The organism is Demetria terragena DSM 11295, assembly GCF_000376825.1.
GTDB lineage: Bacteria > Actinomycetota > Actinomycetes > Actinomycetales > Dermatophilaceae > Demetria > Demetria terragena.
The window spans coordinates 161,729-184,346 of sequence record NZ_AQXW01000003.1 but is presented as its reverse complement, the minus strand read 5'-3'; the positions used below and the strand labels follow the sequence as shown (position 1 = coordinate 184,346).

Sequence of the window (22,618 nt, the reverse complement as noted above, 5' to 3'; positions counted from 1 at the left end):
GACAGCGGAGTTCATGAGCCAGTGCCGACCGGAGTTAGCCGGGCTTGGCGTCTCCAGCGCTTGGAAAGTAAAGCGACTCGCTCGTGGAAACTCTCTCGACGATGGCGAGGAACGCCAGCGATGCAGGAGACTGCATCTGATCACGCTTGATGAGGTTGATTGGGCGCTTGTACGCAGGCTGGATCGGGCGCACAACAAGAGCGGATTCGTCGCACACCGGGCTCCACCACAGCGCGTAGCCGATCCCTGCAGCAACCATGGGAATGAGGTCAAATGGCGTCCCCAGGACCACGCCGATCTGGGGTTCGATGCCTCTCTGCCCGAGTTCCGTCTCCAGCCACCGACGAGACGAGGAAAGGTCGCGGTGCAGTGTCACGAGGTCCTTGTGGGCAAGCTCGCCGATGTCGATGGGCTCATCCCCGCCCGCCGAACCAGGCGGGAGGAGTGCCACAAGATGTTGCGATCCCACGTAGCGAGCAGACAGTCCAACGATGCTAGGAGCCGTGACTGTGAGCCCGAGGTCGTAGTGTCCGTTGCGGACCCGATCGCTGATCAGCCGATCATCGTTCTCCAAGTGGACGCGCACCGCCACTGAGGGGTATTCCATTCGGAAGTTGACGATGTGCTCGTTGAGCCAGCTCATCGCCAGGGCCGGGACTGTGCCGATGTCAATCTCGCCACCGCGCAACCCCAACGTGTCCCGGACACTCTCGCGGGCAACATCGAAATCTCCCATGACCTGCCGGGCTGGCCCGATCAAGGAACGACCGGCGGCCGTCGGGGTCAGGCCGGTCGGCGTTCGCACGAACAGAGCGCCGCCCAGTTCCTTCTCCAGACCCTTCACCGCCACAGAAATCGTCGGTTGAGAGACATGGACCGCGTCGGCAGCAGCCGAGGACGATCCAGTGTCGACGACGGCGAGAAAATACTCGAGACTGCGCCTATCCAAAGGAACCCCTATAACTATTTATAATCGATACTATTAAAAGATATCACTCGATTCTATAACAGAACTCCTGTACCGTCAACAAGATCCAAGTCGAAGGCGATTCATGTCCCGCAACTCTCTGCTAGCAATGTCTGATCAGCCTGCCCCCCTCGCCGGCGATTCCTATGGCGGTAATGCTGCACGGACTCCGAACATCGATGAACCATTCGTCGACATGGGAGCCGACCCATATCAGAACACGAGCCGTGCTGCAGACCCGAACCACGCATCTGTGCTGGAAAGGATGCGTAGCGAGTTGCGCACCACCTGTGGTCCAGTAAAGGTTGACTCCCGAATCCGCTCCGAACAGCGCCTCCGCGTAGCCGACTTCGGAGATGTCGAGGCTGTACTGAAACGTCCCCTGATGGCGCACTCACCCATATCTGAGTCGTAAACGCATCAAGGCAGCAAGGATATTGAACCCGTCCACCAAAGAAGATCTCACCTCACAAAGGCGTGAAACGCTATGGCTACAGCTCAAACCAGCCCACCGGAGACAGACTCGGGTCAATCGAAAATGGTCCGCAAGGCGGCGATCGGCTCCGCAGTCGGAACCACTATCGAAGCGTATGACTTCCAAATCTATGGAGTCGCCTCGGCGCTGGTCTTCAGCAGTGTGTTTTTCTCCGATGTTTCCAGCAGTTTAGGCGTGGTCTTCTCTTTTGCCACGTTGAGTGTCGGATTCCTCGCCAGACCTTTCGGCGCGATCATCTTCGGACATTTCGGTGACCGCGTCGGCCGAAAAGCACTCCTTGTCACCGCGCTTATGGGAGCGGGAGGATGCACCACCGCCATGGGCTTCCTTCCGACAACTGCTTCAGTGGGAGTTTGGGCGCCTATACTGCTCGTCTTTCTCAGACTGCTCCAGGGAATCTTCCACGGCGGCGAACAGGGCGGCGCAGTGCTCATGGCAGTTGAGCATGCCCCACCCGACAAGCGTGGCTGGTATGGCAGCTGGACTTTTATCGGAAGTCCCGGCGGCACGATCCTCGCGGCTGGTGTCATGAGCATCGTCACGGCCACAACAGGAGATAACTTCCTCACCTGGGGCTGGCGCATACCCTTCCTCCTCAGCTTCCTCCTCCTTGGAGTGGGCCTGGTCATTCGCTTCACCGTCACCGAGAGTCCGAAGTTCGCGAAAGTCAAAAGCGAGCAGGGAAAAACTAAGGCTCCGATAATCCAAGTGTTCCAGACGTCGTGGAGGCATGTCCTCATTTCCATTGGCGTCAATTTGGGATTCAACGCATTCATCTGGGTCCTCATCAGCTACTCACTGGCCTACGGAACCGAGTATCTCTCGTTGTCGCGTGAATTGATGTTGCGCGCAACTCTCATCGGGTCAGTCGTGATGATCGTCAGCATTCTCGTTTTCGCAAGACTCTCGGACAGGGTTGGCCGCCCACCCGTCATGTTCTTCGGGGCGGCATTTCTCGTCATCTACCCGTTCCCGATGTTCGCACTCCTTAACACGGCCGAACCAATCATCGTAGTACTGGCACTCGCCATAGGATTTTGCGGAGCATCTGCGGTATTTGGGCCGCTTGCGGCATTTCTCGTCGAACTCTTCCCGACGAAAGTTGCCTACAGCGGAGTGTCGGTCGGATACTCCCTCGGAGCAGTGCTCGGAGGTGGGCTAGCCCCGTTCATCGCCAGCCTGCTGATGAAAGTTTCCGGGGGGCAGTCCTGGACTGTATCTCTCTATCTCACATTCGCCGGCCTCATTTCGTTAATCTCCATGGTCGCGCTCCGGCGGATTGGCACTACGGTCAAGCCTTGACCCCATCGAAATAACCGCACTAGACCGACGGCAACACTACTCATGAGGAGAACGACTCCATGACAAACATCCACATCCTTGGCTCAGGTACGCCGGCGCCGACTCGTGACCGATTTGGTAGTAGCTATGTCATTGACACGGGCCAGTCCACAGTGATGTTTGACTGTGGACCAGGCGCCACAGCAAAAGCAGCCAAAGCCGGCATTGACATTACCGCCATTGACGCCGTGTTCCTTACCCATCACCACTACGACCACTGCGTTGACTTACCGTGCATGCTCATGACCCGCTGGGATCACGAAGCCCCGGGATCCGAACCGATGGGTGTCTACGGGCCAGCTCCGACGGTCAACCTCGTCGACGGCATCACCGGAGTCAACGGAATCTTCCGCCACGACATCCATGCCCGGAGCGAGCACCCCTCCAGCCAGCGCATTTACCAGATGCGTGGAGGCGTCCTGCCCCGACCGGAACCGAGTTGGAAAACCAGCGACTTGGTGTCCGGAAACTCAGTCCAGGGCAATGGGTGGACTGTCACGGCCGCACGCGCATCCCACGTGCAACCGTTCCACGAGTCGCTGGCTTACCGCTTTGACACCTCTGAGACCAGCATCGTCATTACGGGAGACACGGCCCGCTGCCCCGAGGTCACAGAGTTGGCAAAAGATGCCGACACCATGCTGTGCTGCTGCTGGGACCATCACGATGGCGACGACCAGATCGACGAATGTGTAGCGGAGGGAATGGTCGGCAATATGTGCGGGCCTGAAGACGCAGCGCTGATGGCCACCGAGGCCGGCGTCAAGCGGCTCGTCCTCGTTCACCACACCCCATCCGTTGCGCAGCCCGGACCAGCGGCGCGCGCGCTCGAGGTTGCGCAAGAGAACTTCTCGGGTGAAGTCATTTTCGCCCATGAAGGACTAAACATCGACACGAACGGGTAACAGCACATTCGCCCGTTGGGTGATGTTTCTACCCTTAACAAGACGGATTTCGGCCCGCAGCGGATCTAGCCCGATGCGGAGTCCTGACTGAGCCAACTGGTGATTTCGGCAGGAACCTTCGATCCCTTGTCAACCCGCAGCAGCCGTGCGTCGTCACCGGCGGCCACAGCTACCTTGGGGTCGATTCCTTCGACGCGATAGACGTCGACCGACTCGTCCTTGCCGGTCTCGTCATTGGAGTCACTGCACCCCAACTGGGTGCCCTGGCCGAGCAGTTCAGTGGGCTTCGAGGGCATAGCGGCAACATCAGTGAACGTGACGTCGGCGTATTCGACCCTGAACGCACACGCCGCTTCACCGCCGTCATCGCCCTTGTCTGAAGATCCGCTGCCGCAGGCAACTAACGCCAGCACGAGCATCGGCGCCACAACAAGCGCCGCTCGTCGACCCGAGTGGCGCCCAGTGCGATTCTGATGTTCGCTCATGATCAGTTCCCCTTCGGTAGTTCGATGATGTCGCCTTTGCCCCGGGCACGTTCCTTGGTCATAAATAGTGAATGGGCACATCGCTAAGGCTGCACGTCGGCGCGGGCGTTGGATTCCACGGTGACGGTGACCTCCTTGAAGAAGCCCAACGCACCACCACTAATGGGTGGCTGCACCGTCCCACTCAGCACCACTCGGGCGGTGCGTCCATCGCGGGTTCCAGTGCCCGACTGTAACCCCCACGACGTCACGTTCTGCGGCAGTCGCTGCTTGCCCAGATTGTCAACGGCGACCTGGCGCACTGAGCCATCTGTCAGCCGTAGGCGCTCACCGTCGACACCTCCGGTATAGACGCCACCCTCATCGATCGCATCGGCCGCATCTGCCGCCGCGGAATCGGAGGCATCCAAGATCCGCATCCGGGCCAGTTGCACGGCTGTCACATCGACGGCTCCCAGAATCAGCATCGCCAAGATGCCGAGGAAACCCGCGATGAGGATGGAGATTCGCCCGTCATCGCGGCGCGCCTTCAGGAGGCGCCTCACGACGCGTCCCCGTAGCGGTCGACCGACTCCACGTGAGTCGACGTCAGAGTGATACTGCTTGGCACCGCGTCCGCGAGAAAGTCTGGGATGAAAGGCAGTTCGACAGCCAACCTTCCCTCGGTCCGGATTTCGGCGTCACGCGTGAGGCACGGGCTCGCCGCGCAGGCCACCGCGACACTTCCTTCTCCACCAAACCCCTGGTCCTCAAAAGCGATTCGAGCGGCGGATTGCGCCCGCGCAGGCGCCGATGCGCCAGTGGGTGCGGTTACAAAGGTCCTCCCAGCTTCCCGGGTCGCCAGCGAAACGGCGTATGCCCCAGCGTGCAGCCGGGCCAACAGCACCACGAGGTAGAAGATCGGCAGCGTCACGAGCACCCCGAGAAAGACAAACTCGACCACGGCACTTCCCTCCTCCCCACGCCGCCGACGCAGGGCCTCGGCCGTTCGCCACCAGAACGCGATCACCAGGCTCACTGATCCTCGGCGTACGCGCGCCCAGAGACGGTGAGTTGACCACTCGGGCCCCACGGACCAACCACCGGCAACGGCGCGGAGACTCGGACCTGCACAACCGCCGCCCCACCGTCGGTCGTGGTCCGTTGTGCCGTGACGTCTTGGGCATACGAGTCGCGCAAACTCGCTCGAATCATCGTCCGAGCGCGGTCCACGCCGTCGGCTGGCGTGGCATCGGCACGGGCGCCGTATCGCGCACCCTCAGCGGCATGCGCGATCAGCGTGTTGCGCACATATAGGGTGAAGCCGAGCTGGAAGGCCGCAAGGAAGAACACGACCACGAGGCCGCTCACCATGGCGTACTCAGCAACAGCCGACCCACGGTCGAGCCTCTCGCGGCGTTCTTGACCAGAACGCCGCCCGTTCAACTGCCCGGACCGCTCACACCGTTGACCGCGTTCGTGAAGAGGTTCTTCAGCAGGTCCCCGGCCACACTCCACAGAAGCGTGACGATGCCTGCGGTCATCAACGTAATGAGGACCCAGCCCGGGACATCCCCACGATCCCGCTGCGCCTGCAATCGGTAGCGGGCCTCCACCATCATCCGGACGATGCGGTCTGCCACCAGTCGGTTCGTTGTCATGGTCTTCCTTTCATTGGGCGGTCACACGCTCAGGTTGAGCAGGCTGAGACCAGGGAATATGGCGAAGAGGATCGTCACAGGGAGCACGAGAAAGACCACCGGGATCATCATGGCGATCTCCCGGCGACCACCCTCTTCAAGGAGCAGTTGTTTGCCGGCGTCGCGCGCGTCTTGAGCTTGCGCGCGCATGACATCGGCGAGTGGGGTGCCACGTTCGACCGCGACCACGATGCCGTCGACGAAGCGCGCCAGACTCGGGATGCCGGTACGGTCCGCCAGGCCCTGCAGAGCCTGCGGCAGTGTCGCGCCGGCCCGGGCGTCTGCGAGGCAGCGACCGAGTTCACCGGACAACTCGCCTCGGGACAACCTCGTCACCCGGTCGAGCGCCGCCGCTGCTCCCTCACCGGCGGTGATGGCGAGCGCGAGCATCTCTGCCACAGAAGGAAACTCGGCGAGAATGCGCTCTTCCCGCTTGGACGCATCACGGGAGAGTTTCTGGTCGCGTGCGACGACTCCCCCACCGACCGACAGCGCGATCAGGACGACGGCCACCGGTAGTGAGGTTCCCGAACTCCACACGCGTGTCGTCGCAAAGACCGTGCCAGCGAGACCACCCAACACTCCCCACAATGCCTGCTGCGCACGGAAACCCTCGACATCGGTGGGCTGTCCAGCGCGCTCCAGGCGCCGCCGTACCGACGTCGAACCGCCCAAGATCTGCCCCACCAACGCGCCGAGACGGTGCAGCAGAGGACGTAACGCCTTATGCACGCTGACATCTCCCGACGCCGCGACGAGGAGTCGGGACGGGCGCGGTCGATCGCTGACATATGGACCGACGCGAGCAATCAAATCCGGGCGTCGCCATACCGGCAGACCAGCAAGCACCAGCATGAGGCCCAGACCAATGATCGCGCCAACGGCGGCACCGGGCCACGACCATTGCATGCTGCTCATCGCATGATCCGCACTTCTTCAGGGAGCCGACCAATGCGACGCATGATCTGGTATGCCAGCAGCGACACCAATCCGCCGAAGATCAGGACGACCACGCCGAGTGGTGCCCGATAGGCCTCCAAGGACTGACCGCGGGTGGCGAGCATCAGCAGCACGATCCACGGTGCAGCGAGCGCCAACCGTGCGGCGTTGACCGTCCACGACTGGCGTGCTTCCAGCTCGGCACGGGTCCGCGCGTCCTCCCGCAGGAAGGTCGACAGCGTACGCAGCAGCATGCCAAGATCGGTGCCGCCGACCTCTCGGGCAATGCGCAGAGACTCGATCAACCGGTCAGCCACCGGATCGCTCAGGCGTACCTTCAACGCATCCAGGCACTCATGAAAGTGCCCGGTCGTGCGGTAGTCCTGGGCGAAGTCGGCGAACACGGGGCGCAATTCTTCAGGCCCGCGCACCGAGAGCTGGGCCAAGGATTCCGGAAGCGCCATGCCCGCGCGTACGGCCGACGCAATGTGGTCCACCACGTCGGGCCACACATCGCGAAGCTGTTTGCGGCGACGGCGAGCACGAGCCCGGACCACCGCAACCGGAAGGTACGCCGCGGCACCAGCGCCCAGTAATGCCAACGCAGGAACGGCCGTCAGGATGTACGCCACCAAGGACCCGAGAATCCCCATCAGGATGCAGCTGACAATCACCCGAGTCACCGTGACTTGCGCCCACCCGGCCTGGGCCAGGTCATCGCGCAGGCGGTCGACGGCGGTTTCCTTATGCGGGTCGACTCGCCGCTCTGTTCTCGGCCAGAAGGACCACCAAATACAGAACAGACCCAGCCCAAAGGTCAGTCCGAGGAGCGTGCCATTCATCCGCTCTCCCCCAACATTTCGTGCACGTCGTAGCCGGCGCGCTCAAAGTGCTCGACGTGCGGTGGGAAGCCCGTTCCACGCACGAGGCGCCCGCCCCGCGACACGAAGATGTCAGCAAGCTCGACGACGTCCCCTTCGGCCCGCCCGGGAACGGCTGCGATCTCTCGCACTCGACGGCTGCCGTCCCGCTCAAGCCCTAGGTGCACCACGATGTCGATTGCACTGGCTACCGTCGGCACGACGAACGAGCTGCTGACATTGGACCCGGCCAACAGTGGCAGCGTGCAGATCTTCACGATCGCCTCGCGGGCACTGTTGGCGTGGATCGTGCACATCCCAGGTAGCCCCGAGTTAAGTGCGATGAGCAGGTCAAGGCTTTCGGCTTGCCGCACCTCCCCTACGATCACCCGTGATGGACGCATGCGCAGCGCTTCCTTGACCAAGCGGCGCAGCGGAATCTCGCCCGTTCCCTCAAGGCTTGGCTGGCGACACTGCAGCGCGGCCCAGTCCCGCAGCGGCAACTTGAGCTCGAAAACCTCTTCGCAACTCACGACGCGCTCGTTAGACGGGATCGATGAGGCCAAGCAGTTGAGCATGGTGGTCTTACCGGCCTGGGTTCCACCCGAAACCAACACATTGAGACCTGACGCAGTGGCCGCGCCAAGGAAGCGCGCTGCCTGCGCGGACATGCTCCCCATCCGGACAAGGTCATCCAGAGTGTGCGCACGGACCACAAACTTGCGGATATTGACCAGCCAGTGCGACCGCGTCACATCAGGAATCGCAACATGTAGCCGACTCCCATCCGGGAGCGAGGCGTCAACGAACGGCGAACTCAGATCGACCCGGCGACCGGACGGCTTGAGCATGCGTTCGACAAGGTTCTTCACCTGGTCGTGGGTCAGGATTGTCGGGGTAAGTTCGGGGACTCCTGACCGGGCAATGAAGACTCTGGCCGGCTCATTAATCCAAATTTCTTCTACGCTCGGATCGTCCAGATACTGCTGCAACGGACCAAGCCCTGCCACGGCATCCAGCACGGACGACTTCGCCACGGATCGGTCAGCCAACGGTGTCAGACCACCGTGCAGGCTTCGCTCCTCGTAGTCGCGGACGACGTCGTCGATCAGCGTGCGAACAGCCTCCCGGTCGAGGGCAGGATCCAGCCGCTGACGGCGAATGAGTTCACGGACCTCGCCCTCAATGAGCTGAATCCCCTCCATGGCATTCCTTTTCCCGCGACTCGTCTACTTCTTTTGTGATGGACCGATGCCCGGCCCCGCCGTACTACTCCGAGGCCAAATAAACCCGATATAAGGGCTCCGCGGAGGTTATCCACAGAAAAAAAGTTCCCGCCGCCTCAACAGAGTTGTCCACAGGAGCGCCCTGAGCACCGGATGGATAGCCGAGAAATCTGCACATACTCACTTTCGTGAGCACTTCAGTTGGCGAGCCCATCACCGTGGCCTTGACCTTCGTCCGCGCCGAGGCCGCAAGCTCCAGCACGTTCGTCGTGAGCGTCGCGTCATCCACCCCATGGGCCGAGGTCCGAACACTCCTGCCAGGCGACCTACGCGAATCGCTCTGGTACGCATACGAAACGCCCGTTTCAGACGACTCTCTGATCGGTGAACCTCCACTGCTGCACGCCGCTCAACTCACTGACCGGCCGCATCAACCGCCCCGCCGCCCCCTTCTCGAACTCACCATCGCTGAGGGACCGGACAGTGGACAGGTCCGGCCCCTTGTCGGTCGCGCCGTGCTCGGGCGTGTCCCCGTGTGCGACCTCCCGTTATGCGACCCCTCGCTGTCGCGTGAACATGCCGCTATCGACATCACCCACGGCCTAGCAACAGTCCGGGATCTGGACTCGACCAACGGCACCTGGATCGACGACGGGCGGCTCGACGCCACCGTGCCGCGCGAACTTCGCGTAGGCCAGCGATTGCGCACCGGCCACACAGTCAGCCGACTCACCCCCGTCCGCACGGCCCCGCCGCTGCCGCTGCGAGCCGGACGCCGGGCACTCAGCCGCCCACCCCGTCAGGTCCCCGAGCTGATCTCCGGTGAACTCACTCGCCCCACCGCTCCTCAGGCCTTCGAGTTCAGCATTCCGTGGCTAGTCCTGCTCCTGCCGGTCCCGATCGCCCTGGTCCTTGCCATCCTGCTCCGTAGTCCGATGTTCCTCGCCTTTGCCGCTTTCAGCCCGCTCATGATGATGGGCCAATACCTCCACGACCGCATCGGCGGGCGGCGGGCTCGGCGTGCGCAACTGGAGGAGTTCCAGGCCCGGACCGAAGAAATCGAGCGCGAGCTCGCCGAGCGACTCCTGCGCGAAACCACCGACCGACGGCGCCTGGCTCCAGACTTGGCCGAGATCGCCACGAGCGTTCGCATTGGTCGCTGTTGGGCCCGGCGGCCAGGAGACCAAGACCATCTGCTCTGCCGGCTCGGCACCGGAACGGTGTCCGCACACACGAGCGTTCGGGATAGCGACGGCGCGCGCGAGCATTTCCCTCTGGAACGCATGCCGATCACCGTCGACCTGAACGAGCATCCCGTGACGGGGCTGACGGGCACTCCTGAACTTCTGGACCGCGTGCTCGACTCTCTCGTCGGACAACTCGTCGCGACTCATTCCCCAACCGCGCTGCGGCTGCTGGTGATCAGTTCGCGCAGCGCCGAACCGGGCCGCTGGGGGTGGGCGGTCTGGCTACCCCATCTGCGACCGGACACCACCGGCTCTCCGCTGGTGTTTCATCCCGACCACGATCTCGAGGAGATCAGCAGTGCCTTGGACGCCTGGTCACGGCCGTTGGACACCCCCCTGATCGGTGCGTCCAAGCCCAGCGTGCACACGGTCGTGGTGCTCGACGGCACCGGCCTGACGCAGCGCCCGCTTCTGCACGCCTTGGTGCAGAACGGGGCGCACCATGGCGTCGTGGTTCTCGCCGCGGCGCCGCACGCCGACGGGTTGCCGGCCGACTGCACTGCCATGGCGGTACTCGACGACCCACTATCGGGTCGACTGTTGGTTGGCGACATCGTCCAACCGTTCGTACCTGACCTGCCCGCACCCACATGGCGGGACTCGATCGGATCGGCTCTCTCTGCAACCGTCGACACCACGCCGGGAGCCCACGGCGGCGAACCGCCAGCACAGGTGCGCCTTCTCGACGTGCTTGATGACGACCTCACCAGTGAAAAGGTGCGCCACCAATGGCACCGCCGTCCGCGCAGCCACGAGATCCTGGTCGGTCTCGGCGCCGAGGGACCCGTCACGGTCGACCTGGTCCGCGACGGCCCGCATGCCCTGGTGGGTGGCACGACGGGCTCTGGAAAATCAGAGCTCCTGCAGACGCTCATCGCCTCCCTTGCTTTGGGGAACCGACCTGATGAACTGACCTTCCTGCTCGTGGACTACAAGGGTGGCGCCGCATTCAAGGATTGCGTCGACCTGCCGCACACCGTCGGCCTCGTCACCGATCTGGACCCCTTCCTGACCCAACGCGCGCTCTCTTCGCTTGACGCCGAGGTTCGACGCCGCGAGAAGCTCCTCGCCGCGGTCGGAGCCAAGGACCTCGAGGACTATCAAGCTCACACATCGGACGCTCCGCCGATCCCTCGACTCGTCCTCGTCATCGATGAGTTCCGTGTCCTTGCAGAGGAACTCCCGGACTTCATCGACGGTGTCGTACGACTCGCGGCCGTCGGGCGCAGCCTCGGAATCCACATCATCCTCGCCACCCAGCGGCCCGCCGGGGTGATCTCTGGGGATATCCGGGCCAACGTCAATCTGCGCATCGCGCTGCGCGTACGAGACACCTCCGACTCCGAGGACATCATCGAATCGCCAGCTGCGGCAGCCTTGAGTGCGCACACCCCTGGGCGGGCGCTGCTGCGCACGGGCGCGACACCACCCATCGCGGTGCAAGCTGCGCGGGTCGGCGGCAGCGCAGCCGGCGTTGAAGCCGTTCGGGTTCTGCCCGTTGACCCGTGCACGGGACGGGTGACGGGTCCCCCAACCATCGAGACCTCCGGCGGCCCTAGCGACTTGAGTTTCGTGGTCACCACCCTTCGCGGGGCGGCAGAACTCGCCGAGCTGCCGCAGATGCCCTCTCCATGGTTACCGCCGCTGCCCGCAATGCTCGCCCGGACCGTAGGACATTCCACGTGGCGCACTCTCGAGGGAGGAACCTCGGCAGATGACCAACCCGCGGCGCCGCTGGGCCTGATCGATCTACCAGCGGAGCAACAACAGGTGACCGTGGCATGGAACCTCGGCAGCGGGCATCTGGCAGTCGTGGGAGGACCGCGCAGTGGACGTACGACCGCGGTCCGGACGATCGTGGCCGGGCTCGCCGAGCGGTGGACACCTGAGGACATTCACGTCTATGCGATCGATACCGCAGGCACGCTGGGCGCCCTCCAAGAACTCCCCCACGCTGGAGCCATCATTCCAAGCACCGACACCACCCTGGTCAAGAAGGTGCTGGACTGGCTCGCCCACGAATGCGTCCGCCGACAGCAGGTTCTGGCCGCCGGCGACTATGCCGACCTTTCCGAGCAGCGCCGTGGCGCTGCGGCCGGGTCCGCTCTTTCCTACCTCGTCCTGATCATCGACGGCTGGGATGGGTTCCAGGCCGAGTACGAACTCGCCGACGGCGCCGTGGTGGACAGCGTGGCCCACCTGTTGCGTGATGGTCCGGCAGTCGGGCTCAGCGTGCTGCTCACCGGTGGGCGCGCCGTGTTGTCGGGTCGGGTGGCGAGCCTGGTTCAGCACCGCATCTGCCTTCGTATGGCCGACGAAATGGATCTCGTCATGGCGGGATTGCGGCCGGCCCAAGTTCCATCGTTCATGCCGCCCGGTCGAGCCCTCGTGTTGCCCAACGGCGACGAACTCCAGGTGGCGCTGCCCGGCGCTAGCGCAGAAGGCGCGGCCCAGTCAGAAGCGATTCGTGCCATTGCGCGCGACACGCCACCGCCCCGCTCGTGCCCTCCCAAGAAGTTTGTCGGCCTACCCGAGCGCATCAGGTGGGAAGACCTCGACGCCACATCCGCGCCAAGTCCCGACGCGCTCGTCCTCGGCGTGGGTGGCGAGGCGGCGCAGCCGCGATGGTGGCACCCAGATCCAGTCCACGGCTGCGTCGCGCTGATTGCCGGGCCGCCCGGAAGCGGTCGGACCACCGCACTGCAGACCTTGGCCGCCCAACTGCACGATCGCGGCCCTCTCTATTGGCTCGCCTGTGCGCGCGACCGCCATGAATCCTCGCCAGGCGTCACTTACCTGAGGGTTGAAGACGACGCTGACCACGTCTGGGACCTACTGTCCGCAGGATTTGCGACACTCGTGATCGACGACGTCGAACTTCTCGCGCCGCCCTACGACCGCCTTGCCGAGTCCTTCCTCGACCGCTGCGCCCAGGGAGCGGGCGCTCTTCTTGTTGCCGGCGCAACCAGCGACCTCATCGGTAGTTATCAGGGAGTTGCCGCCGACCTGAGGCGCCGACAAAGTGGCCTGATCCTTCAGCCCGCACGTGGGGACGGCGACCTTTTGGCCGCTCACGTTCCCCATACCGGTCGGGTCGTGCCCGGCCGAGGCATCCTGGTCCATCGCGGCAAGGGCACCGAGATTCAGGTGGCGCAGCCGCCAGCCGTCGATCCGACCGTGGCACCGGACCGCTACACCCCTTGAGATCCAGTCATTTCCTCGAACCATATGCCTTAGCCCCCGGCGAGATACCCGTGTACGGCCGCCACCTGGCACCCACGGACATGAACTCGTCGGTGCCGGGCGGCATACTGGATCGGACATACAGTGAGCACACTGGTTGGACGAGCAGACAAGGAAAGTCATGCGACTTCGGGCGCGGGGAGCAAGCCTGGCAGCGGCATCGCTCATAGCCGTGGGACTGACGGCCTGCGGCGACGGAGAGAAACCCGCGGAGCCCAAGCCAACGGCCTGGGCCGCGGCTGAAGCGACCAACACCAACGACAAAGACGGTGAGAAGGCCGACGACGATCAGTACAAGGTCGTCAAAGGCGACCCACTGTCCGACGTCAAACTGCCCGATGGCGGCGAGTCGGCGATGGTGGACCCGGCGACCTGGCCCGAAATCAATAATCTGCTGAGCCCCGAACAACTCAAGGGCTTCATCCCGACACAGAACTTTTCGCGAACCCAGCTCTGCGCGACCGGCATGTACGAAGGTGGCGGCGGTTCGACGCCCAAGAATGTGCAGTGCTCGTGGGAGATGGAGGACAACGGCCGATTCAAGGTGACCTTGCGCGGAATCGGCGCCGACTCCCAGGTTGTCGCTGCCTGGGATAAGAAGCGCAGCGAATTGCGTGGTGAAGCGGGAGACGGCGACTCGTTCTACAAGGACGGCACCTACGGCTCCCGACGGGCGCTGTTGCTCCGCAACGGATTTGGTTCCGTAGTCGTCTCCAACGGCGAAGTCGCCGCGTGGTTCGACATTCAATATCCTGACGAGGATTTCCTGGTAGAGGGAAATGCACCCGCGACCTTCGACGCCGTACGCACGAAGTCGTTTCCGACCTTCGTCGAAACGATGGTGGCCTACCTACCCCGAGAGAAGTGACGCGATGACTCACCGACGGACGTTAGCTCTTTGCACCGCGACGGCCTGCGCCGTTGGCGTGCCGACCGTCGCTGCGATGTCCTCGGGCGCGTCGAGCAATGCCGTGCCCGCTGTGACGACAAGCACTCTGAGCACCGCCACCAGCCCACCCACGGCGCAGCGGGAGGCGGAGGAAGATGCCGCCGGCGGCGGCGCAGGAAGCAACGGGTCGCGGTCATCCGCACCCGCTTCCTACTCGGCACCAGCACTCCCCCAGGCGGTCGACCCAAAAAACGTCACGACCATTACGCCCACCACCCGGTTCTCCGTTGACCCGACACCGACGGTTGGCAAGCGTCCCGACGCGACGTGGCCCGATGCGGCAGAGGTCTTCTCACAGACCGAACTCACCGAGGTCATCCCGGGCCTCACTGCAGTCAAAGCGACAGGTTGTCGCCCCAATGAACTCAGCGGTGGACGCGAAACCACCCATGCCGCCCGCTGCGAACTTCTGCTCACCATCAAAGGTGAGCCGGCATCTCGCGCGAGCCGGTTGATTGTCAATATTTCCGGCTTCGGCACTCCGGAGGAGATCGGGACGACGTGGTCTACCCGTCTCGCGAAGATCCAGCAGAAGAGCACCAACACCTCGGGGCGCTATTCCTACTACCGCAATGGTTCATTGGGCGTCAGCAGTGCGTTCACCGATGGCACGACGGCGCGCGTGCTCTTGCAGCGACCGGGGAGTGCGGGCGAGATTTGGTTTAGCGGTGTCGGCTTCACGACCCTCAAGTCCACCTACTCCGCCTCGCGCGCCGACTTCCGGGACCGGATCACCCCGGCGCTCGTCAAGTTGCTCGGGGCAAAGATGGCGCCTGCGCCAAGGTAACCTCGCCGGGCACCTAGTCCTCGCTGATATCCAGCGGCGGAGTTCGCCACACCATGACCAGGGTGAGCACCGCCATGACGAGCACGAACGTGCCCACCAGTGCCTGGCCCGCGCCGAACATCGAGAACGCCACCGGAAGAAGCAGCACGTTCCACACCACGCTCGGTGTCCGTGCCCAACCAGAGCCGCCCACGAGCCCACGCGCCAATGCCAGTGCAGCCGCCACAAAGACCAGCACCAGGCCGGCCTCGGTCAAGGCCTGAGTCGTGCCGTCGGCCTTACCGCGCACGACATCAAGCACCAAGATTCCCGCGAGGATCATCAGGATCGTGGCTTGCACGAGCATTAAGAGTGCGGCGCTACGTCCGGTGTCCGAGGCGGCGCTGGTGGGTCCGGTTGTCACCCCCGCAGCCTACGGATATCACCCGAGATCACCGGCACAGGGCCGCGTCCGTGCAGGTCAGCGGGCTAAAACCACTGTGACGAAGGACTCACCGCTGTGCGGCAGTTTTTGTCCACAAACCCTTGTGAACGCGTTCACGATCTGTGAGAGTGGAGGGACACGCGAGCGCCAGACCGGCAATCACCTGATTTTCTGCCCGAATGATTGGTGAGCATTATCTGGCCGCGGTACCCGTACGACACCTGATCAAGGCGCCTTTGCGCGCTATCAACAAGATGACTTGAGGAGCACCGCCGATGGATTGGCGCGATCGCGCTGCCTGCCTGGAAGAAGACCCGGAACTGTTCTTCCCCATTGGGAACACAGGCCCGGCGATCCAGCAGGTCGAAGACGCCAAAGCGGTCTGCCGTCGTTGTGACGTCATTGACACCTGTTTGAAGTGGGCGCTGGAAAGCGGCCAAGATGCAGGCGTCTGGGGCGGTCTCTCAGAAGATGAGCGCCGCGCCCTGAAGCGTCGCAACGCTCGCGCACGACGCGCTGGCTGACCTCCGAACGCACTGCCTGAGCCCCTGATCCGACCGGATCAGGGGCTTCGACATGTCACGGCACCGGCGGAGCCGGGTCGACTCGACGCAATGGGGTCACACAGCGCACGACTGTTCCTCCCTCAGGACGCGTTGACCACTCAATGTCACCGCCCAGGTCCTGCACCAAAGACAACACGATGCGCAGGCCGAGCCCGCCCTGGCCGGGCTGGAATCCCGGCGGTAATCCCGGGCCCTGGTCGCTCACCTGCACTTCCAGTTGCTCCCGCTCATCACGTCCCGGCAGTGGGGAACGCGCAGCATGCACGGTCACGGTGCCGCCGCTGACGCTGCCGTGCTCGACGGCGTTCTGGACCAGCTCCGCCAGCACCATCGCGATGACCGTGGCATCCTCGGAGCGCATCGCTCCGAAGGTGCCACTCACTCGCCCATGCACTTTGGCCTCGGACCGGTTTGCCACGTCGATCGCGGCCTTGAGACCGCGACGGGCGATGTCGGTGAAGTCCACCGCGTCGACGAGATGTTGGCTCAAGGATTCGTGCACCAGCGCGATCGTGGCCACTCGTCGGCCCGCATCGTTGAGAGCAGCGCGGGCATCAGGGTCTTCCAAGCGCCTCCCTTGAAGCCGCAGCACCGCGGCAACCGTTTGCAGGTTGTTCTTGACCCGGTGATGGATCTCGCGGATCGTCGCGTCCTTGGTGAGAAGCTCCCGCTCACGTCGACGCACCTCGCTTACGTCTCGCACGAGAAGTAAGGAACCAACACGAGTTCCGCCGTCGTGCAACGGAATTGCGCGCACTGTCATGGTGGCACTTGGTGACCTCACTTCGGTCGCCCACGGCAGCTGACCAGTCAGCGCCGGCGCCTGCTCCTCATCGGCTTCTCTGATCAGCGGCGACACCACTTCGATCAAGCGCGCCCCGGGGAGGACTCCATCGAAGCCAAGCCGGTTGATAGCCGACACCGCGTTGGGGCTGGCGTACGTCACGGTCCCATCGGCGGCGAGGCGCATGACACCATCACCAACTCGCGGAGCACCGCGACGCCTTCCGGTTTGCCCACTTGGAGTGGGGAATTGACCCTGAGCGATCATTCGGGTCAGCGCGTCGGCAGTGGCGAGGTACGTGACTTCGAGACGGCTTGGCGTACGAAGTGAGACATGACTGCTGTGCCGCGTGACGATCGCAATGGGCTGAGCGACCCAACGCGGAATGACCGGGACGGCCTCCTCGCGCACCGGTGCGTCTCGGTGGAAAGCGGGACGTAAACCTGGAACACACTGCTGCTGTTGATAGGCACGCTCGATCATCGGCACCTGCTGCGCATCGGCAACCTGACCGACGAGATCCTGAACGAAGATCCCTACGCCCGTGGTCGGTCGTACGTGTGCCGCGGCGATCCAGGTCGGGCGTTCGGCCCCACCCGTCCGTCGTACCCACAGCACCAAGTCCCCGAACGACAGGTCGGACAACAGTTGCCAATCTCCAACCAAGGCGTGCAGCCACTCGGTGGACGCCTCGTCGAGTGCAGTCTCCTTGTCGAGGACATCGTTCAGCGTGGGCACGGACTCAGGTTAGTTCCCGGTGTTGGCGGCCGAGTCAGCCGCCGACGTCAGGACGCCGAACCCGAGCGGATCACCGACCGGAGCGTCCGCAACGCCACCGAGAGCGAGGCCAACGTCGGCTGTTCCAGGTCAAGGATGCCCGCGAGCGCCTGCGTTCCACGCGTCGTCGCAGTCTCGTTGTCTAGGGCCCACTGTTCGACTCGCTCAAGGGCCGACAGGTCACTGTCCGTCGCGTCGAGCACTGTCGAGGTCAGACTGTTCAGCACCGAGTAGAGATCGTCGCGTACGGCACCCCGCGCGAGCGCGTCCCACCGGTCTTCGCGTGGAAGCTGAGCCACCGCCACCAAGAACCGGTCGATGCCCAGCCGCTCGCTGAGCGCGTAGTAGACCTCCGCGATGCGATCGGCGTCCAGCTCGCGCGACTGGCTGAGTTCCACGATGTCGAGCAACGAGAACGTGTCCAGCAGCGCGGCGGTCTGCTCGGCCAAGTCCTGGGGTACTCCCTTTTCGACCAGCCCCGCAACGCTCGCCTCCCAGCGCTGACGCTCGGCGCCCCGAAGCAAACCGGGCACGGCCGAACTCAGCCTCTGCACCTCGCCTTGGAAGCGCTCGATCTCCCGGCCCACGTCCAAGTGCGACGGCCGAGAGTGCAGCAACCAGCGGGTCGCCCGGTCGATCAGGCGTCGGAACTCTAGATAGAGGGTCGTCTGAACCGATGTCGGCACGGTGTTGTCGAGCGCGTCAACCTGCCGAATGAAGTCGGCGAGCCCGAAGACCTCCCTGGCCACCACGAAGGCCCGAACAACCTGAACGGCATCCGCACCAGTCTCTTCGCCCACCCGGAAGGCGAACGTCATCCCGCCGCGGTTGACGACGGAGTTGACCACCGAGTTGATGATGATCTGATCGCGCAGTGGATGCTCGAGGATGGCGTCCCGATAACGCTCCTGCAGCGGCTCCGGGAAATACTCGACCAGCGTCTGGTCGAACCAGGTATCCGAGGTGAACTCGCTCTCCGACAGATCCGCCTTGAGCGCCAATTTTGCGTAGGACAACAGGACGGACAGCTCGGGTGAGGTCAACCCCTCACCAGCAGCCTCGCGCTCGTCCAACTCGGCATCGGTTGGGAGAAACTCAAGCGCCCGGTTGAGTTCACCCCGCTCTTCGAGAGAACGGATCAGACGTTGGTGCACGGTGGCCATCGAACCGTGCTGGGCGCGAGCGTTGCCAAGCAGCGTGTTCTGGCGGTAGTTATCGCGCAGGACCCGCGATCCCACCTCGTCAGTCATCGACGCCAGAAGGGTGTTGCGTTCTTCGAGGGTCAGGGCGCCAGAACGCATCTGCTCGGTCAACAGGATCTTGATATTGACTTCGTGGTCAGAACTGTCGACGCCCGCCGAGTTGTCGATGGCGTCAGTGTTGACGCGGACCCCTGCCATGGCTGCCTCGATGCGGCCAAGTTGACTCGCTCCGAGGTTTCCGCCTTCGCCAATCACCTTGCAGCGCAACGAATTTCCATCGACCCGGATCGCGTCGTTAGCGCGATCGCCAATCTCGTGGTGGCTCTCGCTCTTGGACTTGATGTAGGTACCGATGCCGCCATTCCAGAACAGGTCTACTGGAGCCAGCAGCACGGCCTGCATCAGTTCGTTCGGCGTCATCGACGTGACGCCGTCGTCGAGCCCAAGGGCCTGCCGCATCTGGGCGCTGACCGGAATCGACTTCGCCGAACGCGGCCAGATTCCACCGCCCGTTGAGATCAACGACGTGTCGTAGTCGGCCCACGAGCTGCGCGGCAGTTCGAACAACCGCTGGCGTTCAACGAAGGTCGTTGCTGCGTCGGGCGTGGGATCGATGAAGATGTGCCGATGGTCGAAGGCGCCAACCAAGCGAATGTGCTCCGACAACAGCATCCCGTTGCCGAAGACGTCGCCGCTCATGTCACCGACACCTGCGGCGGTGAAATCCTCGGTTTGGCAGTCGACTCCCATGTCACGGAAATGGCGCTTGACCGACTCCCATGCACCGCGGGCAGTGATGCCCATCTCCTTGTGGTCGTATCCCGCCGATCCACCGCTGGCGAAGGCGTCGTCCAGCCAGAAGCCGTACGACTGCGCCACCCCGTTGGCGATGTCCGAGAAGGCTGCGGTGCCCTTGTCGGCAGCCACGACGAGATAGGTGTCGTCGGGGTCGTGGCGTACGACCTGCGCCGGCGGCACGACCGCACCGTCGACCAAATTGTCCGTCAGGTCGAGCATCCCGGCGATGAAGGCCTTGTAAGCCGCGATGCCCTCATTGAGCCAGGCCTCCCGGTCGGCAGGGTCGGGCAGTTGCTTCGCGACGAAGCCGCCCTTGGAACCGGTCGGCACGATGACGGCGTTCTTGACCATCTGGGCTTTGACCAGGCCAAGAACCTCGGTGCGGAAGTCCTCACGACGGTCGCTCCAACGCAGTCCGCCGCGGGCCACCTTCCCGAAGCGCAGGTGAACGCCCTCGACGCGAGGGCTGTAGACCCAGATCTCGAACATCGGCTTCGGGCTGGGCAGTCCTGGCACCTTCGCGCAGTCGATCTTGAACGACAACACGTCCCGCGGACGACCCTGCTCGTCACGCTGGAACCCGTTGGTACGCAACACCGCTCGCACCACGCCAACGAAGGAGCGGATGATGCGGTCGTGGTCGAGGCTGGCGACGTTCTCCAGCCCCGCCTCAATGCGGCCCAGGACCTCTTGCTCCGCCGCCTCGCGCGCCTCCATGTCCAGGTTCAGCTCCGGATCGAAGCGGGCGTCAACCAACTCGATGACGGCACGAGCGAGATTGATGTTGGCCAGCGTGGCCTCGATCATGTAATTCAGGCTGAAGGTACTTCCTGCCTGGCGCAGGTAGTGCGCGATCGCACGCAACGCCGTGACTTCCCTCGCACGCATACCGGCCCGCAGAACCAGCGCGTTGAAGCCATCGCTCTCGGCCCGGCCATCCCAGACCTCAGCGAAGGCGTCCTGGAAGACCTCTCGGACGGCCGCGATCTCGTCTTCGCCAGTGCCCCAGACATCTGGGTCGTCGGCGCGCAGACCGAAGTCGTAGATGTATACCGTTTCGCCGTCGGCGCGATCCATCTCATAGGGGCGCTCGTCGGTGACTCCGACACCTAAGTCCGTGAAGATCGGCATGACCGAAGTCAGCATCACCGGGGAGCGTCGGAAGAGCTTGAAGCGGCGAACATGCGGGTCCGCGCCAGGCTCGCGATAGAGCGTGAACTCGGTGTCGAGGGGGCCTTCAAGAGCCTCCAACCGACGAAGGTCAGCCACCGCCTGACGGGCGCTGAAGTCCTCCTTGTAGGACTCGGGGAATGCCCGTGAATACAGCGACGCGACGCGCGCGGCGGCGATGCTGCCGTCTTCGACCTCGGCCTGAGCGGACAACCGCTCCCCCCACGTGCGCGTCGCATCGACCAGTCGAGCCTGCAGTGCCTGGGGCTCGACCTCGGGCAGCGACTCGCCAGGCTTGACGCGCACGACGAAATGAATGCGGGCGAGTACAGACTCATCGACGCTGGTGGTGAAGTCGACGCTGTCGGCATTGAACTCCTCGCGCAGGATCCCTTCCATGCGCAACCGCACCGCGGTGTTGTATCGGTCCCGAGGCAGGTAGAACATGGCCGACATGTAGCGGCCGTAGTCGTCCTTGCGCAGAAAGAGCTGAGACTGGCGACGCTCGGTGAGTCGCAACACCTTGGTGGAAATGTCGTACAACTCATCGGAACCGGTCTGCAGCAACTCGTCGCGCGGGTAGTTTTCCAGCACCGTCAGCAAGTCCTTGCCGGAATGGCTTGAGGGGTGGAAACCGCTGCGCTGCAACACTTTTTCGATGCGCTCACGTACGACGGGAACCCGACGCACGGAATCGGTGTAGGCCGTCGAGGTGTAGAGGCCCAGGAAACGACGCTCTCCCACGACGTTTCCGTTGACGTCGAACGTCTTGACGCCGATGTAGTCGAAGTAGGTCCCGCGGTGAACGGTGGCCCGTGAGTTGGCCTTCGTCAGAATCAGGAGTTGGGGCTCGCGCGCCTGTGAACGCACCTCTCCGGTCAGCCTGCGGAACGAGCGAGACTCGCCATCGTCGCCGCGCAGCACCCCAAGGCCCGACGCTGGTACAGACCGGAGGACATCCTCGCCATCGACGGTATCGAGCTCGTATTCCTTGTAGCCAAGGAACGTGAAGTGGTCGTCCGCGAGCCAGCGAAGGAAGCCGCGCGTGCGCTCCACAATGCTCTCCGGAATGCCAAGGGGCGGGTCGGCACCAAGGACCTTGACCAGGTTGGTGCAGGCATCCCGCATCTCCTCCCAGTCCTCCACCGCGGCACGCACGTCCGAAAGCACCTTGCGCAGTGTGGCCTCGAGAGAGCGGTCGCTGTCCTCGTCGTTGGCGAGGTCAATTTCCAAGTGCATCCATGACTCGACCGTTCCGACGCCGGCTCGTCCGCTCGCGGGAGTGACCTCCTGCAGCGCACCATCGGCATCGCGGCGGACGCTCATCTGCGGGTGCAGCAGCAGATGCACGTCGCGGTCTTCACGGCTCAAGGCGGCCGTGACCGAATCGACGAGAAAAGGCATGTCGTCGGTGACGATCTGAAGGACGGCGTACGGCGCGACCCAGCCGTCGCGGTCGAGGTTGGGGCGGAATACCCGCACGGTGGATTCGCCGGGAAGTCGCTTTTGCGCCAACTGCAGGTGACTGCGGAAGATGCCCGCAAGATGGTCCGAGCCGTAGTCCGCCAACTCGGCCGATTCAAGTCCTCGATAGAACTCGGTGCACAAATCGTCGCCGTCAGAACCGGGCGGCGCGTGCTTGGCCGCCGCCTTCAGAAGCTCGGTTCGGGACTCGGACTGAGACTGAGACTGAGCAAGTGTCATCGACGCTGGTTCCTCGCAGGCGCAAACTTGACCCCCACCTCGTTGTGGACGTCATGGCTGACGCTACCG

At 63.6% G+C, this 22,618-nt stretch carries 18 protein-coding genes; 6 read left to right on the top strand and 12 right to left on the bottom strand.

What is annotated here, in order from left to right:
- Positions 1-34: 34 nt before the first annotated feature.
- Entirely contained in the window at positions 35-949 is a 915-nt protein-coding gene (locus F562_RS0102750) for a LysR family transcriptional regulator (protein ID WP_018155395.1), read from the bottom strand.
- 556 nt (positions 950-1,505) lie between these two features.
- Here F562_RS0102750 and F562_RS0102740 point away from each other — a divergent pair.
- Complete coding sequence (locus tag F562_RS0102740) at positions 1,506-2,765, top strand: MFS transporter (protein WP_018155393.1); 1,260 nt, start codon at positions 1,506-1,508, stop codon at positions 2,763-2,765.
- A 59-nt stretch (positions 2,766-2,824) separates the two neighbouring features.
- The gene (locus F562_RS0102735; RefSeq protein WP_018155392.1) at positions 2,825-3,709 is read left to right on the top strand and encodes an MBL fold metallo-hydrolase; all 885 of its coding nucleotides are present in this window, start codon (positions 2,825-2,827) and stop codon (positions 3,707-3,709) included.
- 65 nt (positions 3,710-3,774) lie between these two features.
- On the opposite strand, the gene F562_RS17840 is transcribed toward F562_RS0102735, so the two are convergent.
- The 8 genes from F562_RS17840 to F562_RS0102695 form a co-directional block, all read right to left on the bottom strand.
- Positions 3,775-4,194: a DUF6281 family protein gene (locus tag F562_RS17840; protein WP_156822490.1), complete on the bottom strand. Its 420-nt coding sequence runs from the start codon at positions 4,192-4,194 to the stop codon at positions 3,775-3,777.
- An 83-nt stretch (positions 4,195-4,277) separates the two neighbouring features.
- On the bottom strand, positions 4,278-4,739 hold the full coding sequence (locus tag F562_RS0102725; protein ID WP_018155390.1) for a pilus assembly protein TadG-related protein: 462 nt from the start codon (positions 4,737-4,739) through the stop codon (positions 4,278-4,280).
- A complete protein-coding gene (locus F562_RS0102720; RefSeq protein ID WP_018155389.1) occupies positions 4,736-5,212 on the bottom strand; it encodes a hypothetical protein in 477 nt (158 codons plus the stop codon). The genes F562_RS0102725 and F562_RS0102720 overlap by 4 nt, the downstream gene beginning before the upstream one ends.
- Positions 5,209-5,619 carry a TadE family protein gene (locus tag F562_RS0102715; protein WP_281164085.1) on the bottom strand — a complete coding sequence of 137 codons (411 nt, stop codon included), beginning with the start codon at positions 5,617-5,619 and terminating at the stop codon, positions 5,209-5,211. The genes F562_RS0102720 and F562_RS0102715 overlap by 4 nt, the downstream gene beginning before the upstream one ends.
- Positions 5,616-5,795: a hypothetical protein gene (locus F562_RS0102710; RefSeq protein WP_051080132.1), complete on the bottom strand. Its 180-nt coding sequence runs from the start codon at positions 5,793-5,795 to the stop codon at positions 5,616-5,618. Before F562_RS0102710 ends, F562_RS0102715 begins: the two co-directional genes overlap by 4 nt.
- A 60-nt stretch (positions 5,796-5,855) precedes the next feature.
- Positions 5,856-6,782 carry a type II secretion system F family protein gene (locus tag F562_RS0102705; protein WP_018155386.1) on the bottom strand — a complete coding sequence of 309 codons (927 nt, stop codon included), beginning with the start codon at positions 6,780-6,782 and terminating at the stop codon, positions 5,856-5,858.
- 5 nt (positions 6,783-6,787) lie between these two features.
- Positions 6,788-7,654, bottom strand: coding sequence for a type II secretion system F family protein (locus F562_RS0102700; protein ID WP_018155385.1), 867 nt, complete (start codon positions 7,652-7,654; stop codon positions 6,788-6,790).
- Entirely contained in the window at positions 7,651-8,877 is a 1,227-nt protein-coding gene (locus F562_RS0102695; protein WP_018155384.1) for a TadA family conjugal transfer-associated ATPase, read from the bottom strand. The genes F562_RS0102700 and F562_RS0102695 overlap by 4 nt, the downstream gene beginning before the upstream one ends.
- A gap of 209 nt (positions 8,878-9,086) precedes the next feature.
- Here F562_RS0102695 and F562_RS0102690 point away from each other — a divergent pair, with 209 nt between their 5' ends.
- The 3 genes from F562_RS0102690 to F562_RS0102680 all read left to right on the top strand — a co-directional run bounded on the left by F562_RS0102690 (position 9,087) and on the right by F562_RS0102680 (position 15,124).
- Positions 9,087-13,349, top strand: coding sequence for a type VII secretion EssC family protein (locus tag F562_RS0102690; protein ID WP_018155383.1), 4,263 nt, complete (start codon positions 9,087-9,089; stop codon positions 13,347-13,349).
- A gap of 160 nt (positions 13,350-13,509) precedes the next feature.
- A complete protein-coding gene (locus F562_RS0102685; protein WP_018155382.1) occupies positions 13,510-14,256 on the top strand; it encodes a hypothetical protein in 747 nt (248 codons plus the stop codon).
- Positions 14,257-14,332: 76 nt separating this feature from the next.
- On the top strand, positions 14,333-15,124 hold the full coding sequence (locus F562_RS0102680; RefSeq protein ID WP_156822489.1) for a hypothetical protein: 792 nt from the start codon (positions 14,333-14,335) through the stop codon (positions 15,122-15,124).
- 13 nt (positions 15,125-15,137) lie between these two features.
- On the opposite strand, the gene F562_RS17835 is transcribed toward F562_RS0102680, so the two are convergent.
- Positions 15,138-15,527 (bottom strand): hypothetical protein, encoded by a 390-nt coding sequence (locus F562_RS17835; RefSeq protein WP_156822488.1) that lies wholly within the window; start codon positions 15,525-15,527, stop codon positions 15,138-15,140.
- 296 nt (positions 15,528-15,823) lie between these two features.
- Here F562_RS17835 and F562_RS0102670 point away from each other — a divergent pair, with 296 nt between their 5' ends.
- Complete coding sequence (locus tag F562_RS0102670) at positions 15,824-16,072, top strand: WhiB family transcriptional regulator (protein ID WP_018155379.1); 249 nt, start codon at positions 15,824-15,826, stop codon at positions 16,070-16,072.
- A gap of 55 nt (positions 16,073-16,127) precedes the next feature.
- Here the strand turns inward: F562_RS0102670 and F562_RS0102665 are convergent, their stop codons facing one another.
- Both F562_RS0102665 and F562_RS0102660 read right to left on the bottom strand, forming a co-directional pair.
- Positions 16,128-17,636, bottom strand: a complete 1,509-nt coding sequence (locus F562_RS0102665) for a sensor histidine kinase (RefSeq protein ID WP_018155378.1) — start codon at positions 17,634-17,636, stop codon at positions 16,128-16,130.
- A gap of 47 nt (positions 17,637-17,683) precedes the next feature.
- Positions 17,684-22,549, bottom strand: a complete 4,866-nt coding sequence (locus F562_RS0102660; RefSeq protein WP_018155377.1) for an NAD-glutamate dehydrogenase — start codon at positions 22,547-22,549, stop codon at positions 17,684-17,686.
- Positions 22,550-22,618: the final 69 nt, after the last annotated feature.

Excerpts from the sequence above, each read along its gene's own strand:
- F562_RS0102685 (WP_018155382.1), top strand. The coding sequence starts at position 13,510 with ATGCGACTTCGGGCGCGGGGAGCAAGCCTGGCAGCGGCATCGCTCATA.
- F562_RS0102700 (WP_018155385.1), bottom strand. The coding sequence starts at position 7,654 with ATGAATGGCACGCTCCTCGGACTGACCTTTGGGCTGGGTCTGTTCTGT.
- F562_RS0102710 (WP_051080132.1), bottom strand. The coding sequence starts at position 5,795 with ATGATGGTGGAGGCCCGCTACCGATTGCAGGCGCAGCGGGATCGTGGG.
- F562_RS17840 (WP_156822490.1), bottom strand. The coding sequence starts at position 4,194 with ATGAGCGAACATCAGAATCGCACTGGGCGCCACTCGGGTCGACGAGCG.
- F562_RS0102705 (WP_018155386.1), bottom strand. The coding sequence starts at position 6,782 with ATGCAATGGTCGTGGCCCGGTGCCGCCGTTGGCGCGATCATTGGTCTG.
- F562_RS0102695 (WP_018155384.1), bottom strand. The coding sequence starts at position 8,877 with ATGGAGGGGATTCAGCTCATTGAGGGCGAGGTCCGTGAACTCATTCGC.
- F562_RS0102660 (WP_018155377.1), bottom strand. The coding sequence starts at position 22,549 with ATGACACTTGCTCAGTCTCAGTCTCAGTCCGAGTCCCGAACCGAGCTT.
- F562_RS0102670 (WP_018155379.1), top strand. The coding sequence starts at position 15,824 with ATGGATTGGCGCGATCGCGCTGCCTGCCTGGAAGAAGACCCGGAACTG.
- F562_RS0102735 (WP_018155392.1), top strand. The coding sequence starts at position 2,825 with ATGACAAACATCCACATCCTTGGCTCAGGTACGCCGGCGCCGACTCGT.
- F562_RS0102680 (WP_156822489.1), top strand. The coding sequence starts at position 14,333 with ATGTCCTCGGGCGCGTCGAGCAATGCCGTGCCCGCTGTGACGACAAGC.
- F562_RS0102740 (WP_018155393.1), top strand. The coding sequence starts at position 1,506 with ATGGTCCGCAAGGCGGCGATCGGCTCCGCAGTCGGAACCACTATCGAA.